At 57.0% G+C, this 15425-nt stretch carries 12 protein-coding genes, 1 tRNA gene and 1 pseudogene; all 14 read right to left on the minus strand.

Features of this window, described 5'->3' with window-relative positions:
- The coding region (locus IEX40_RS21770; protein ID WP_229680869.1) for a GTP-binding protein at window positions 1–127 on the minus strand (127 nt) is incomplete at its 3' end.
- Between the two features lie 34 nt (window positions 128–161).
- Entirely contained in the window at window positions 162–2255 is a 2094-nt protein-coding gene (fusA, locus tag IEX40_RS21775) for an elongation factor G (RefSeq protein ID WP_188752348.1), read from the minus strand.
- An 18-nt stretch (window positions 2256–2273) separates the two neighbouring features.
- Window positions 2274–2744: a 30S ribosomal protein S7 gene (rpsG, locus tag IEX40_RS21780; protein ID WP_188752349.1), complete on the minus strand. Its 471-nt coding sequence runs from the start codon at window positions 2742–2744 to the stop codon at window positions 2274–2276.
- A gap of 180 nt (window positions 2745–2924) precedes the next feature.
- Window positions 2925–3068: pseudogene (gene rpsL / locus IEX40_RS21785) on the minus strand (30S ribosomal protein S12); the annotation flags it as partial.
- 129 nt (window positions 3069–3197) lie between these two features.
- Window positions 3198–7421, minus strand: a complete 4224-nt coding sequence (gene rpoC, locus IEX40_RS21790) for a DNA-directed RNA polymerase subunit beta' (RefSeq protein WP_188752350.1) — start codon at window positions 7419–7421, stop codon at window positions 3198–3200.
- A gap of 83 nt (window positions 7422–7504) precedes the next feature.
- A complete protein-coding gene (gene rpoB / locus IEX40_RS21795) occupies window positions 7505–11608 on the minus strand; it encodes a DNA-directed RNA polymerase subunit beta (RefSeq protein WP_188752351.1) in 4104 nt (1367 codons plus the stop codon).
- A 172-nt stretch (window positions 11609–11780) separates the two neighbouring features.
- Complete coding sequence (gene rplL, locus IEX40_RS21800; protein WP_188752352.1) at window positions 11781–12149, minus strand: 50S ribosomal protein L7/L12; 369 nt, start codon at window positions 12147–12149, stop codon at window positions 11781–11783.
- A gap of 50 nt (window positions 12150–12199) precedes the next feature.
- Window positions 12200–12694: a 50S ribosomal protein L10 gene (gene rplJ / locus IEX40_RS21805; protein WP_188752353.1), complete on the minus strand. Its 495-nt coding sequence runs from the start codon at window positions 12692–12694 to the stop codon at window positions 12200–12202.
- Between the two features lie 219 nt (window positions 12695–12913).
- Window positions 12914–13609, minus strand: coding sequence for a 50S ribosomal protein L1 (rplA, locus tag IEX40_RS21810; RefSeq protein ID WP_188752354.1), 696 nt, complete (start codon window positions 13607–13609; stop codon window positions 12914–12916).
- Window positions 13609–14043 carry a 50S ribosomal protein L11 gene (rplK, locus tag IEX40_RS21815; RefSeq protein WP_188752355.1) on the minus strand — a complete coding sequence of 145 codons (435 nt, stop codon included), beginning with the start codon at window positions 14041–14043 and terminating at the stop codon, window positions 13609–13611. Before rplK ends, rplA begins: the two co-directional genes overlap by 1 nt.
- Before the next feature lie 103 nt (window positions 14044–14146).
- The gene (gene nusG, locus IEX40_RS21820) at window positions 14147–14689 is read right to left on the minus strand and encodes a transcription termination/antitermination protein NusG (RefSeq protein ID WP_188752356.1); all 543 of its coding nucleotides are present in this window, start codon (window positions 14687–14689) and stop codon (window positions 14147–14149) included.
- A gap of 12 nt (window positions 14690–14701) precedes the next feature.
- A complete protein-coding gene (secE, locus tag IEX40_RS21825) occupies window positions 14702–15070 on the minus strand; it encodes a preprotein translocase subunit SecE (RefSeq protein ID WP_188752359.1) in 369 nt (122 codons plus the stop codon).
- A gap of 60 nt (window positions 15071–15130) precedes the next feature.
- A tRNA-Trp gene (locus IEX40_RS21830) sits at window positions 15131–15206 on the minus strand.
- A gap of 65 nt (window positions 15207–15271) precedes the next feature.
- Window positions 15272–15425 (minus strand): EF-Tu C-terminal domain-related protein (locus IEX40_RS21835; protein ID WP_505712066.1); only part of this gene is annotated, 154 nt, incomplete at its 5' end.

The raw sequence follows: 15425 nt of genomic DNA on the forward strand, positions 1-15425 counted from the left end.
CGCCGCCCCATACTTCTGAACATACACGGGTCAGAGCCGCAGTCAGGGTGGTTTTACCGTGGTCAACGTGACCGATGGTGCCGACGTTGACGTGCGGCTTGTTACGTTCAAATGATTGCTTAGCCACGAGTCTATCCTCTTAAATCAAGCAATTGCTTAAATCAGTTCTGTTTAATTACAGCTTCGGCGATGTTGTTAGGAGCTTCGGCATAACACTCGAACTCCATAGAGTAGGTCGCACGACCCTGAGACGCAGAGCGCAGGTCAGTCGCGTACCCAAACATCTCACCCAGCGGCACCTGGGCACGGATTACCTTGCCGGAGCTGCTGTCTTCCATGCCCTGAACCAGGCCACGACGACGGTTGAGGTCACCCATCACATCGCCCATGTACTCTTCAGGAGTCACGACTTCCACTTTCATCATCGGCTCAAGCAGGCAAGGACTAGCTTCCATTGCATACTTTTTGAGCGCCTGAGATGCCGCGATTTTAAACGCCATCTCGTTGGAGTCAACTTCATGGAAGGATCCGTCGTACAGACGCGCCTTGAGGCCGATCAGCGGGTAGCCCGCGATAACCCCGTTCTTCATCTGCTCTTCGATACCCTTCTGTACCGCCGGGATGTATTCCTTCGGAATCGCACCACCTACGACCTCGTTGACAAACTCCAGCCCTTCTTCATCACTCGGGCTGAACTCGACAACGACGTGACCGTACTGACCGCGACCGCCGGACTGACGGGCAAACTTGTGGTTTGCTACGACAGGCTTACGGATCTTCTCGCGGTAAGCAACCTGCGGTTTACCGATATTGGCTTCAACCTTGAACTCGCGACGCATACGGTCAACGATGATGTCCAGGTGCAGCTCACCCATACCGGAGATGATGGTCTGACCGGTTTCTTCGTCGGTTTCAACACGGAAAGAGGGATCTTCCTGAGCCAGCTTGCCCAGTGCGATACCCATCTTCTCCTGGTCTGCCTTGGACTTCGGCTCTACCGCAACGGAGATAACCGGATCCGGGAACTCCATACGCTCGAGAACAATCTTGTTGTCCAGATCGCACAGGGTATCACCAGTGGTAACATCCTTCAGACCGATCATCGCCGCGATGTCGCCGGCGCAAACCTCTTTGATCTCTTCACGGTTGTTAGCGTGCATCTGCACCATACGACCGATACGCTCTTTCTTCTGTTTGACAGAGTTGTACACGCTGTCACCAGAGTTCAGAACGCCCGAGTAGACACGAATAAAGGTCAGCGTACCCACGAACGGGTCGGTCGCAATCTTGAACGCCAGCGCAGAAAACGGAGCATTATCGTCCGCTTCACGAGTCGCAACGGTCTCAGCCGCGTCATCCAGAGTACCTTCGATCGCCTTAACTTCGGTCGGCGACGGCAGGTATTCGATGACAGCGTCAAGCACCGCTTGGACACCCTTGTTCTTGAACGCAGAGCCAGCCAGCATCAGGATAACGTCGTTGGCCAGGGTACGCGCACGCAGACCTGCCTTGATCTCTTCGACGGTGAGTTCACCCTCTTCGAGATACTTCTCCATCAGCTCTTCGTTGGCTTCAGCAGCGGCTTCAACCAGCTTCTCGCGGTACTCTTCAGCCTTATCCTGCAGCTCAGCCGGAATATCACCCAGTTCGTAGGTCATACCCTGGTCGGCTTCGTTCCACCAGATCGCCTTCATGATGACCAGGTCGACGACGCCTTTGAACTCGTCTTCGGCACCGATCGGCAGGTTGATCGGCACAGCCTTGGCACCGAGACGATCCTTCAGCTGCTTTTCAACCATGTAGAAGTCTGCACCGGCACGGTCCATCTTGTTGACGAACACCATGCGGGGAACTTCGTACTTGTTGGCCTGGCGCCATACGGTTTCGGTCTGCGGCTGCACACCGGAAGAGGCGCACAGTACAACGACAGCACCGTCAAGAACACGCAGGGAACGCTCAACCTCGATGGTGAAGTCAACGTGTCCCGGGGTGTCGATGATGTTGACACGGTGCTGATCGAACTGCTGGTTCATACCGGCCCAGAAACAGGTGGTAGCAGCAGAGGTGATAGTGATACCACGCTCCTGTTCCTGCTCCATCCAGTCCATGGTAGCCGCACCGTCATGCACCTCACCGATCTTATGCGACAGACCTGTGTAGAACAGGACGCGCTCGGTAGTGGTGGTCTTGCCGGCGTCTACGTGAGCACAGATACCGATATTACGGTAGCGCTCGATAGGAGTTTTACGAGCCACGACTCATTCCTCTGAAGTTTAGAAGCGATAGTGGGCAAAAGCCTTGTTGGCTTCAGCCATACGATGCACATCTTCGCGTTTCTTAACAGCGGCACCACGACCTTCAGAAGCGTCGATCAGTTCACCGGCCAGACGCAGCGCCATGGATTTCTCTCCACGCTTGCGTGCGGCGTCAACCAGCCAGCGCATGGCCAGAGCCGTGCGGCGGGACGGGCGAACTTCAACAGGAACCTGGTAGGTAGCACCACCGACACGGCGGGATTTAACTTCGACTACCGGCTGCACAGTTTCGAGCGCTTTGTCGAACAGCTCGATCGCGTCACCTTTGGTGCGCTCTTCGATCTTGCTCAGTGCGCCATACACGATACGCTCAGCGACGGACTTCTTGCCGCTGACCATCAGATGGTTGATAAATTTTGCCAGGGTAATGTTACCGAATTTAGGATCCGGCAGGATTTCGCGCTTCGCAGCTACGCGTCTTCTAGGCATTGATAAGCCCTCTAAAAATGTAAAAGGTCTTCAGGTTCACCAGGATGTCGAATGACACCTGTCCTTACTCTTATCGTCTTTCGGGTTAGCCAAACAGCTCAAGAACCGGATTATTCGGATACCTGACTGGCACAGCCTCGCCGTCTAACGAGGGATCAAGACTTCGGACGTTTCGCACCGTGCCGAGTTCGGCTTCTTCGGGGTAGTGGTGTACACACGGGTACATACGCCACGACGCTGGGGGCATGCCTGCAGCGCAGGTACGTCGCTTTTTTCTACCGCGCGCTTACGCGGCTTGCGAACCAGCTGGTTAATTGTTGCCATTAAGCAAACTCCACGTTTGGTTTATTAGCACCATACTAAAAAGACCGGGCCTGCCAAATGCAATCCCAGTCACGAAAGGGCCGGAATTCTACTCAATTCCAGCCCCTGGCGTCAAATATTGAGCAGTTTTTACTCAACGTCATTCATGGAAGCATTCAGTGCTTCGGTCAGAGCCTGCTGCACCTCTTCCGCGCTGACGGTAACGCCTTCACCGGTCTGAGCACGCTTGCGCTTGCGCTCGCTGTGATATGCCAGACCTGTACCGGCCGGGATCAGACGACCCACGACCACGTTCTCTTTCAGACCACGCAGGTAGTCTTTCTTGCCGGTCACCGCGCCTTCGGTCAATACGCGGGTTGTCTCCTGGAAGGAGGCCGCGGAGATGAACGACTCGGTAGCCAGCGATGCCTTGGTGATACCCAGCAGGATACGTTCGAACTTGGCGGGGATCTTGCCTTCGGCTTCCAGCGCCTCGTTTTCCTCCACCACTGCCGCGTACTCGACCTGCTCACCTGGGATGAAGCTGGAATCACCGCCTTCGGTGATCTCAACCTTGCGCAGCATCTGACGCACGATCACTTCGATGTGCTTGTCGTTGATACCTACACCCTGGAGGCGGTAAACATCCTGAATTTCGCTGACGATGTACTTGGCCAGTTCACCGACGCCGAGAATATGCAGGATATCGTGAGCGTTGGACGGACCGTCGGAGATAACCTCACCCTTTTCGACCGTTTCACCTTCGAACACGTTCAGGTTACGCCACTTCTGGATCATCACCTCGTAAGGATCAGAACCGTCATGCGGTGTGATCACCACGCGACGCTTGCCCTTGGTCTCCTTACCGAAGGTCACGGTACCGGACAACTCCGCCAGCACTGCAGACTCTTTCGGACGGCGGGCTTCGAACAGGTCGGCAACACGCGGCAGACCACCGGTGATATCCTTGTTGACGGTACCTTCCTGCGGCAGACGGGCGAGGATATCACCGATCTGCACTTCCGAACCGTCGTTCAGGGTCACGATGGACTTCGGCGGCAGCAGGTACTGTGCCGGCATCTCGGTACCGGTGTGGTACACATCGTTGCCGTTGGCATCGACCAGCTTGATCATCGGACGGATATCCTTACCCGCCTGCGGACGATCCTTGCCATCGAGCACCTCGATGGTGGACAGGCCGGTCAGCTCATCGGTTTGACGCTTGATGGTGATACCGTCTTCCATGCCAACGAACAGCAGGCGACCACCCACCTCGGTTACGATCGGATGGGTATGCGGGTCCCAGTTGGCGACGATGGCACCGGCATCGACACTCGCGCCATCTTTAACCTTGATCACGGAGCCGTACGGCAGCTTGTAGCGCTCACGCTCACGGCCGTGCTGGTCGGTCACGCCCAGCTCGCCGGAACGGGAGGTAGCCACGATAGTACCGTCGGAACGCTCTACGTACTTCAGGTTATGCAGACGAACTTCACCACCGTTCTTGACCTGGATGCTGTCGACTGCAGCAGCCCGCGACGCCGCACCACCGATATGGAAGGTACGCATGGTCAGCTGGGTGCCCGGCTCACCGATCGACTGCGCCGCGATAACACCAACGGATTCACCGATGTTGACCTTGTGGCCGCGACCCAGGTCACGACCGTAGCAGGATGAACAGATGCCGTGGCGTGATTCACAGGTTATCGCCGAGCGTACGAAGACTTCATCGATACTGCTGTATGCTTCTTCGTTCTCGAGACGGGCAACCCAGGCCTCATCGATCAGCGTACCTGACGGTATCAGCACGTCGTCACCTGCCGGTGTCAGCACATCCTGAGCCACGACACGACCCAGCACACGCTCGCCCAGCGGGATCACGACGTCGCCGCCCTCGATCATCGGCTGCACCTTGAGGCCCTTGTCGGTACCGCAATCGTGCTCGGTGATAACCACGTCCTGTGCCACGTCAACCAGACGACGGGTCAGGTAACCGGAGTTCGCGGTCTTCAACGCGGTATCCGCCAGACCCTTACGCGCACCGTGGGTGGAGATGAAGTACTGCAGTACGTTCAGACCTTCACGGAAGTTCGCCACGATCGGCGTCTCGATGATGGAACCGTCCGGCTTCGCCATCAGACCACGCATACCGGCCAGCTGACGGATCTGGGCCGCGCTACCACGGGCACCGGAGTCGGCCATCATGTAGACGGAGTTGAACGACTCCTGGTCGACCACCTTACCTTCGGCGTTGGTGACCTTGTCGACCTTCAGGTTGTCCATCATCTTCTTGGCCAGTACCTCGTTGGCACGGGACCAGATATCGACAACCTTGTTGTACTTCTCGCCCTGGGTTACCAGGCCGTCACCGAACTGACGCTCGATCTCTTTCACTTCGGCATCCGCCTCGGCGATGATCTGCACCTTCTCGTCCGGGATGACGAAATCGTTCACACCGATAGAAGCACCGGAAACGGTGGCCTGACGGAAGCCCATATACATCAGCTGGTCGGCGAAGATAACGGTGTCCTTCAGACCGCAGCGACGGTAGGCTTCGTTGAGCAGGCGGGAGATCGCCTTCTTCTTCATCGGCTGGTTAACCAGCTCGAACGGCAGACCGGCGGGCACGATATCGAACAGCATGGCACGACCGACGGTGGTCTCCTGCAGGCCGTAACGCTCTTCCACGTTACCTTCGATATCGCGAATGGTTTCCTGGATACGCACCTTGATCCGCGCCTGCAGGTGGACCTGCTTGGCGCCATAGGCACGCTGGATCTCCTTGATATTGGAGAACACCATCCCTTCGCCCGGAGCCGCGATACGCTCACGGGTCATATAGTACAGACCCAGCACCACGTCCTGCGACGGCACGATGATCGGCTCACCGTTGGCCGGTGACAGGATGTTGTTGGTGGACATCATCAGCGCACGCGCTTCGAGCTGAGCTTCGATAGTCAGCGGCACGTGAACGGCCATCTGGTCACCGTCGAAGTCGGCGTTGTACGCCGCACAGACCAGCGGGTGCAGCTGGATAGCCTTGCCTTCGATCAGTACCGGCTCAAACGCCTGGATACCCAGACGGTGCAGTGTCGGCGCGCGGTTCAGCAGTACCGGGTGCTCGCGGATCACCTCGTCGAGGATATCCCACACCAGCGGCTCTTCACGCTCGACCATCTTCTTCGCAGCCTTGATCGTGGTGGCATAGCCACGCAGCTCCAGCTTGGAGAAGATGAACGGCTTGAACAGCTCCAGCGCCATTTTCTTCGGCAGACCGCACTGATGCAGACGCAGGTACGGACCGACCACGATAACGGAACGGCCGGAGTAGTCGACACGCTTACCGAGCAGGTTCTGACGGAAGCGACCCTGTTTACCCTTGATCATATCGGCCAGGGACTTCAGCGGACGCTTGTTGGAACCGGTAATGGCGCGACCGCGACGACCGTTGTCGAGCAGGGCGTCGACGGATTCCTGCAGCATGCGCTTCTCGTTGCGCACGATGATATCCGGCGCGTTGAGGTCGAGCAGGCGCTTCAGACGGTTGTTACGGTTGATCACGCGACGATACAGGTCGTTCAGGTCAGAGGTCGCGAAGCGACCGCCATCCAGCGGTACCAGCGGACGCAGATCCGGCGGCAGTACCGGCAGGACCTCCATGATCATCCACTGCGGATCGTTGCCGGACTTGTAGAAGGCTTCGATCAGTTTCAGACGCTTGGACAGCTTCTTGATCTTGGTATCGGAGTTGGTCTGCGGGATCTCCTCGCGGATGCGCTGGATCTCGCCTTCCAGGTCGATAGACGCCAGCAGCTCCTTGATCGCCTCGGCACCCATACGGGCGTCGAACTCGTCACCGAACTCTTCCAGCGATTCGAAGTACTGCTCGTCGTTGAGCATCTGACCGCGCTCCAGCGTGGTCATGCCCGGATCGATGACGACAAAGGATTCGAAGTAGAGCACGCGTTCGATATCGCGCAGCGTCATATCCAGCATCAGACCGATACGGGACGGCAGCGACTTCAGGAACCAGATGTGGGCAACCGGGGACGCCAGCTCGATATGACCCATGCGCTCACGACGCACCTTGGTCATGGTCACTTCGACGCCACACTTCTCACAGATCACACCACGGTGTTTCATGCGCTTGTACTTGCCGCACAGGCACTCGTAGTCCTTGATCGGGCCAAAGATCTTGGCACAGAACAGACCGTCACGCTCCGGTTTGAAGGTACGGTAGTTGATGGTCTCCGGCTTTTTCACTTCGCCGTATGACCAGGAGCGGATCATCTCCGGCGATGCCAGCGAGATTCGGATGGAATCGAACTCGTCGGACTGGCCTTGGGACTTAAGCAGATTCAGCAAATCTTTCATTGTCGTATAGCTCCTACGCGGAGTTCTCAGCGTCGGCGCCCCTTATTTTAGCAAGAGGCGCCGACTGGTGATCAGTTAGGGACTTATTCGCTCTCGAGCTCGATATCGATACCGAGCGAGCGGATCTCCTTGATCAACACGTTGAACGATTCCGGCATACCCGGCTCCATCCGGTGATCGCCGTCGACGATGTTCTTGTACATCTTCGTACGGCCGTTCACGTCGTCCGACTTCACGGTCAGCATCTCCTGCAGGGTGTAGGCGGCACCGTATGCTTCCAGTGCCCAAACCTCCATCTCACCGAAGCGCTGACCACCGAACTGCGCCTTACCACCCAGCGGCTGCTGGGTAACCAGGCTGTAGGAGCCGGTAGAACGGGCGTGCATCTTATCGTCCACCAGGTGGTTCAACTTCAGCATATACATGTAGCCGACGGTCACCGGGCGGTCGAACTGATCGCCGGTACGGCCATCGTACAGTGTGAACTGGCCGGAATCGTCGAGATCGGCCAGACGCAGCAGCGCCTTGATCTCCGCTTCCTTGGCACCGTCGAATACCGGAGTCGCCAGCGGCACACCACCCTTGAGGTTGGCCGCGAGGGTCAGGATCTCCTCGTCGCTGAAGCTATCCAACTCCTCTTTACGTCCGCAGCTCAGACCACCGTGTTCGTCGTTGTAGATCCGATCCAGGAAGCCACGAACCTCTTTCGCGGTCTCAGCCTTGGCGCGCTCCACTTCGAGCATCGCGTTGATCTTGCTACCCAGGCCTTTTGCGGCCATACCCAAGTGGGTTTCCAAGATCTGACCAACGTTCATACGCGAAGGTACGCCCAACGGGTTCAGCACGATATCCACCGGCTCGCCGTTTTCGTCGTAAGGCATATCTTCGACCGGCATAATGACCGAGATAACACCCTTGTTACCATGACGACCAGCCATCTTGTCACCCGGCTGTACGCGGCGTTTGGTCGCAACATAGACCTTGACGATCTTCAGTACGCCCGGTGCCAGGTCATCGCCGGTCTGCAGCTTGCGCTTCTTGTCTTCGAAACGCTTGTCCAGGTTCTCACGGCGCTCTTCGAGCTGTTTCTGCGCAAGTTCGAGCATCTCCTGAACCGCTTCGTCGGCGACACGGATCTTGAACCACTCAGATTTCTTCAGCCCGCGCAGGAACTCGGCACCGATCTCTTCGCCCTTCTTCAGGCCGGCACCACCGTCGGCCTTCAGACCGACCAGAACGCGCTCAAGACGTTCGAAGGTGGCCTGCTCGACGATACGGTATTCGTCGTTCAGGTCCTTGCGGATATTGTCCAGCTCCGACTTCTCAATAGAGAGTGCACGCTCATCTTTGGCCACGCCGTCACGGGTGAACACCTGAACATCGATAACCTTACCCAGGGTACCGGTCTTCACGCGCAGGGAGGTGTCCTTCACATCGGACGCCTTCTCACCGAAGATCGCACGCAGCAGTTTCTCTTCCGGCGTCAGCTGGGTCTCGCCCTTCGGCGTTACCTTACCGACCAGGATGTCGCCCGGGCCCACTTCGGCACCGATATGCACGATACCGGACTCGTCCAGTTTGGACAGCGCCGCCTCGCCCACATTGGGGATATCCGCGGTTATCTCCTCAGGCCCCAACTTGGTGTCGCGCGCGACACAGGTCAGTTCCTGGATGTGGATAGTTGTGAAGCGATCTTCCTGCACCACACGCTCGGAGATGAGGATGGAGTCCTCGTAGTTGTAACCGTTCCAGGGCATGAACGCGATGCGCATGTTCTGCCCCAGAGCCAGCTCGCCGAGATCGACGGAGGGGCCGTCGGCCATGATATCGCCGCGCTGAACATGCTCGCCCGGACGCACGATGGCACGCTGGTTGATGCAGGTATTCTGGTTGGAACGGGTGTACTTGGTCAGGTTGTAGATATCCACACCTGCGTCGCCCGCTTCCACCTCATCATCGTGTACGCGAACCACGACACGGCCAGCATCGACAGACTCGATCACACCACCGCGACGTGCCACGACACAGACGCCGGAGTCGCGCGCCACGTTGCGCTCGATACCGGTACCGACCAGAGGCTTCTCGGAGCGCAGCGTCGGCACCGCCTGACGCTGCATGTTGGAACCCATCAGTGCACGGTTGGCGTCGTCGTGCTCGAGGAACGGAATCAACGAAGCGGCAACGGACACCACCTGGCGGGGAGACACGTCCATGTACTGCACGTTCTCGGCCGGGGTCACGGTGAATTCGTTCAGGTGACGAACGGCTACCAGGTCGTCGGTCAGCTCCATGTTTTCGTTCATCGCCGCAGAAGCCTGGGCGATGACGTACTTGCTCTCTTCGATGGCGGAGAGGTAATCGATTTCGTCGGTGACCTTGTTGTCGATAACGCGACGGTACGGCGTCTCCAGGAAGCCGTAATCGTTGGTCCGCGCAAACACCGCCAGCGAGTTGATCAGGCCGATGTTCGGACCTTCAGGGGTCTCGATCGGACATACACGACCGTAGTGGGTCGGGTGTACGTCACGCACCTCGAAGCCGGCACGCTCACGGGTCAGACCGCCCGGGCCCAACGCGGAAACACGGCGCTTATGGGTGATCTCGGACAGCGGGTTGTTCTGGTCCATGAACTGGGACAGCTGGGATGAACCGAAGAACTCCTTGATCGCGGCAGCCACCGGCTTGGCGTTGATCAGATCCTGCGGCATCAGGTTGTCCGCTTCCGCCATCGACAGACGCTCACGCACGGCGCGCTCAACACGCACCAGACCGACGCGGAACTGGTTCTCGGCCATCTCACCGACGGAACGGATACGACGGTTACCCAGGTGGTCGATATCGTCGACGACGCCCTTACCGTTGCGGATCTCGATCAGGGTCTTCATGACATCAAGGATGTCGTCCTTATCGAGGATACCGGAGCCGGTTTCAACTTCACGGCTCAGACGACGGTTGAACTTCATGCGACCGACCGCGGACAGGTCGTAGCGCTCTTCGGAGAAGAACAGGTTCTCGAACAGGCCTTCCGCAGACTCTTTGGTCGGCGGCTCGCCCGGGCGCATCATGCGGTAGATCTCGACCAGCGCTTCCAGCTGATTGCGGGTCGGGTCGATACGCAGCGTGTCAGAGATAAACGGACCACAATCCAGATCGTTGGTGTACAACGTCTCCAGACGGTCGATGCCCGCCTTGCGGATCTTGGCGATCAGGTCTTCGGTTACTTCAGTGTTGCACGGCGCAAACACTTCACCGGTAGCCGGATCGATCAGGTCTTTGGCCAGCGCTTTGCCGATCAGGTATTCGGACGGCACGTTCAGCTGACCCATACCCGCCTGCTGCATCTGGCGGATATGACGCGGGGTGATACGGCGACCCGCCTCAACAATAGTCTTGCCTTCGGGATCCTTGATCTCGAACGACATGGTTTCACCACGCAGGCGCTCGGGGATCAGGTCCATCCAGATCTGATCGTCCTCCAGCGTCCAGCCGGTGTTTTCAAAGAAGGTATCGAGGATCTCTTCCGCCTGGAAACCCAGCGCGCGCAGCAGGATAGTGGCCGGCAGCTTACGGCGGCGGTCGATACGCACGAACAGCGCATCCTTGGGATCGAACTCGAAGTCCAGCCAGGAACCGCGGTAGGGAATGATACGCGCGGAGTAAAGCAGTTTGCCCGACGAGTGGGTCTTGCCCTTGTCGTGATCGAAGAACACACCCGGTGAACGGTGCAGCTGAGATACGATCACTCGCTCGGTACCGTTAACCACAAAGGTACCGTTGTCGGTCATCAGGGGCATTTCGCCCATGTAGACTTCCTGCTCCTTGATATCCTTGATCGCCTTGGTAGAGGAGTCGCGATCGTAGATGATCAGGCGCACTTTAACGCGCAAAGGAGCCGCATAGGTCACACCACGCTGCTGACATTCGGCAACGTCAAAAACGGGTTCACCGAGGCGATAACCGGCGTATTCCAGCGCCGCGTTTCCGGAATAGGATACGATCGGGAATACGGAATTGAATGCAGCGTGAAGCCCTTCCTCCTTGCGCCCTTGCGCAGCGTCAGAGCCCGCTTGCAGAAACTTGCGGTAGGAATCGAGCTGGATCGCAAGCAGGTATGGCACATCCATTACCTGCGGCAGCTTACCGAAGTCCTTACGTATGCGTTTCTTCTCAGTGTATGAATAAGCCATCAGTGTTCCCCAGCATGTGCACCTAGGTTGAGAAGCCAGCCCCCTGATATCAGCGGACTGTTATACCGTCATCTATTTGCTGTCTATAAATAACGGAAAAAGGCCGGTGGCATTTCGCCACCAGCCATACGCCTTTAAGCAGTACTAAGCTGCTTGCAACGCATCGAAGCGATTACTTGAGCTCAACGGTAGCGCCAGCTTCTTCCAGCTCTTTCTTCAGAGCTTCAGCTTCTTCTTTGCTCACGCCTTCTTTGATAGTTGCCGGAGCGCCGTCAACCATCTCTTTCGCTTCTTTCAGGCCCAGACCGGTAGCACCGCGGACAGCCTTGATGACGTTGACTTTCTTATCGCCGGCAGCAGCCAGGATAACGTCGAATTCGGTCTGCTCTTCAGCAGCGGCAGCTTCACCGGCCGGGCCAGCGACAACAGCAGCAGCGGCAGAAACGCCGAATTTTTCTTCCATTGCAGAAACCAGTTCCACAACGTCCATGACAGACATTTCAGCGATAGCGTTGATGATATCTTCTTTAGACAGAGACATGTGTCAAATCCTATAAACGTGCGTTAAATCGTTTGAGACCGGGCCAACAATCAGGCCGCGGCACCCTCTTTCTGTTCGCGAATAGCCGCAATAGTGCGTACCAGCTTGCCTGCAGCCGCTTCTTTCATACAGCTCATCAACTTCGCGAGAGCTTCTTCGTATGTCGGCAGGCTTGCCAGCATCGCCACGTCCACAACGTTGCCTTCAAAAGCAGCCGCTTTCAGTTCGAACTTCTCATTGCCCTTGGCAAAGTCCTTCAGGATGCGAGCGCCAGCGCCCGGGTGTTCCTGAGAGAAAGCAATGATGCTCGGACCGACAAAGCTACCCTGCAGACACTCGAAAGCGGTACCTTCAACTGCACGACGCGCCAGGGTGTTACGGACAACTTTCAGCCATACACCGTTTTCACGCGCCTGCTTACGCAGTGCAGTCATGTCACCCACTTCTACGCCACGGGAGTCCGCAACGACAGCAGAGAGTGCATTTTTGGCAGCTTCCTGGACTTCAGCGACGATCGCTTTTTTGTCTTCGAGTCCTAATGCCACAATTTACTCCTGGATTGAGTCTTTCGACTGTTTACCAACCACCCCGCTTACGCGAGGTTGAGTACGGTGGTCATGATTCACACGTGAATCTCACCGTCTGCGCAGGCTGGTTGGCCCATTAAGGCAGACGCAGCAAAGCCGCTCTGCCACCTGCGGTCTTTGACGGCCTTCGTCTCTGTCACAGAGGTCACGAAGACCCTCAAAAAACCTTTAAATCGATCAGATGGCCAGCGTGCCCTGATCGACCAGCAGACCCGGGCCCATGGTGGTGGACAGGGTCACTTTCTTCAGATACACGCCCTTGGCAGAAGAAGGCTTCAGCTTCTTCAGGTCAGCGATCAGCGCTTCAACGTTCTCTTTGACAGCAACGTCGCTGAAACCAACCTTACCCACGGAGCAGTGGATAATGCCGTTCTTGTCGGTACGGAAACGTACCTGACCGGCCTTGGCGTTCTGCACGGCAGTCGCAACGTCCGGCGTCACGGTACCGACTTTCGGGTTCGGCATCAGGCCGCGCGGACCCAGGATCTGACCCAGCTGACCAACAACACGCATAGCGTCAGGAGTTGCGATCACAACGTCAAAATCCAGGTTGCCGCCCTTGATCTGCTCAGCCAGATCGTCAAAACCGACGATATCTGCACCGGCAGCCTTGGCCTTCTCGGCGTTGTCGCCCTGCGCGAACACAGCAACGCGGACATCCTTACCGGTACCGTGCGGCAGTACGGTAGAGCCACGCACAACCTGGTCGGATTTACGCGGATCGACGCCCAGATTAACGGCCACGTCCAGAGACTCGGTAAATTTAACCGCAGACACTTCAGCCAGCAGAGCAACAGCTTCGTTGATTGCGTACGCCTTGCCCGCTTCGATTTTCTCGCGGATCGCCTTCTGGCGCTTAGTCAGCTTAGCCATTATTCATCACCCTCAACAATCAGACCCATGGCACGCGCGCTACCCGCGATGGTGCGTACAGCCGCATCCATATCGGCAGCGGTCAGGTCCGGCATCTTAACGGTTGCAACTTCTTCCAGCTGAGCGCGGGTAACGGTACCCACCTTCTCGGTATTCGGACGGGAAGAACCGCTCTTCAGACCTACAGCCTTCTTCAGCAGGATAGAAGCCGGCGGAGTCTTGGTGATGAAGGTGAAGCTACGGTCGCTGTATACGGTGATCACGACAGGAATCGGCAGACCCGCTTCCAGGCTCTGAGTCTGAGCGTTGAACGCCTTACAGAACTCCATGATGTTGACACCGTGCTGACCCAGAGCCGGACCCACTGGGGGACTCGGGTTAGCCTGACCAGCTTTTACCTGCAGCTTGATATAAGCATTGATTTTCTTAGCCATTAAGCTACTCCTGAGGGTTCAAGCGCCTTGCGGCTCCCCTTTCTTTCACAACAAGAGGGCGACCGCGCACGCACGGACACCCTCCCCATAAAATCGTTTAATATCAGGCCTTTTCGACCTGACCGAACTCCAATTCAACAGGCGTCGAGCGACCAAAGATCAGCACAGCCACCTGTAGACGGTTCTTCTCGTAGTTAACCTCTTCGACCACACCGTTAAAGTCGGCAAATGGACCATCGGTAACGCGGACCATCTCACCCGGCTCAAAGACAGTCTTCGGCCTCGGCTTATCCACACCGCTTTCGACACGCTGCAGGATCTCGTTAGCCTCTTTCTCGGTAATCGGTGCCGGCTTGTCCGCCGTGCCACCAATAAAACCCAGCACCCGAGGTGTATCTTTCACCAAGTGCCAGGTCTGGTCATTCATGACCATGTTCACCAGAACATAGCCCGGGTAAAACTTGCGCTCGGACTTGCGCTTCTTGCCATCACGGATCTCAACCACCTCTTCGGTGGGAACCAGAATCTCACCAAACAGATCCTGCATACCGTGACGTTCGATGCTTTCGGTCAGCGCTTCCCTTACCTTCTTCTCATAGTTGGAGTAGGCATGCACAACGTACCAGCGTTTCTTTTCCGTACTCATGCTCGCTCAACCTCAACCTATAGCGCCTGAAACAATCCAACCAAGCAGCGAATCCAGACCCCAGAGCAGCAGCCCCACAATCAGCACCGCCACCACAACGATCGCCGTTGTCTGCAGCGTCTCCTGACGGGTCGGCCATACCACCTTACGGATCTCACCCTTGGCTTCCTTAAAAAGCCGAAAGAACGCGCGACCCTTGGCTGTCTGAAAAGCCACAAACCCCGCCACCAGCGCCAAAAACAGGAGCGCAAGCACCCGATACAGCAGGGACTCGCCGGCAAACATGGAGTTGCCAACCACCCCAACCGCCACGAGAGCAACAACAACAAGCCATTTCAGGCCGTCGAGTTTGGATCCTTCGGAAGTCACTTTAGAATTCACGCCAGGTGCCTCGGAAATATGAAAGCTTGCGCTTTGCTTGACGCCATTCCAGATCCGGAATGGCAGGCCAGGAGGGACTCGAACCCCCAACCTGCGGTTTTGGAGACCGCTGCTCTGCCAATTGAGCCACTGGCCTACTGCGTAACAGGGAGGCACATTATATGCACCTCCCCATCACATCGCAACACTAAATATAAGATTTTACGCGATGATCTTGGATACAACGCCAGCGCCAACGGTACGGCCACCTTCGCGAATCGCGAAGCGCAGACCTTCTTCCATGGCGATCGGGTTGATCAGGGTGACAGACATCTGGATGTTGTCGCCCGGCATAACCATCTCAACACCTTCCGGC

This window comes from Marinobacterium zhoushanense (assembly GCF_014641945.1).
Classification (GTDB): Bacteria; Pseudomonadota; Gammaproteobacteria; order Pseudomonadales; family Balneatricaceae; genus Marinobacterium_D; species Marinobacterium_D zhoushanense.

Bases quoted from the DNA above. Each gene is read 5' to 3' on its own strand.
- rpsG (WP_188752349.1), bottom strand. From the start codon at position 2,744: ATGCCTAGAAGACGCGTAGCTGCGAAGCGCGAAATCCTGCCGGATCCT.
- rpoC (WP_188752350.1), bottom strand. From the start codon at position 7,421: ATGAAAGATTTGCTGAATCTGCTTAAGTCCCAAGGCCAGTCCGACGAG.
- rpoB (WP_188752351.1), bottom strand. From the start codon at position 11,608: ATGGCTTATTCATACACTGAGAAGAAACGCATACGTAAGGACTTCGGT.
- rplL (WP_188752352.1), bottom strand. From the start codon at position 12,149: ATGTCTCTGTCTAAAGAAGATATCATCAACGCTATCGCTGAAATGTCT.
- rplA (WP_188752354.1), bottom strand. From the start codon at position 13,609: ATGGCTAAGCTGACTAAGCGCCAGAAGGCGATCCGCGAGAAAATCGAA.
- rplK (WP_188752355.1), bottom strand. From the start codon at position 14,043: ATGGCTAAGAAAATCAATGCTTATATCAAGCTGCAGGTAAAAGCTGGT.
- nusG (WP_188752356.1), bottom strand. From the start codon at position 14,689: ATGAGTACGGAAAAGAAACGCTGGTACGTTGTGCATGCCTACTCCAAC.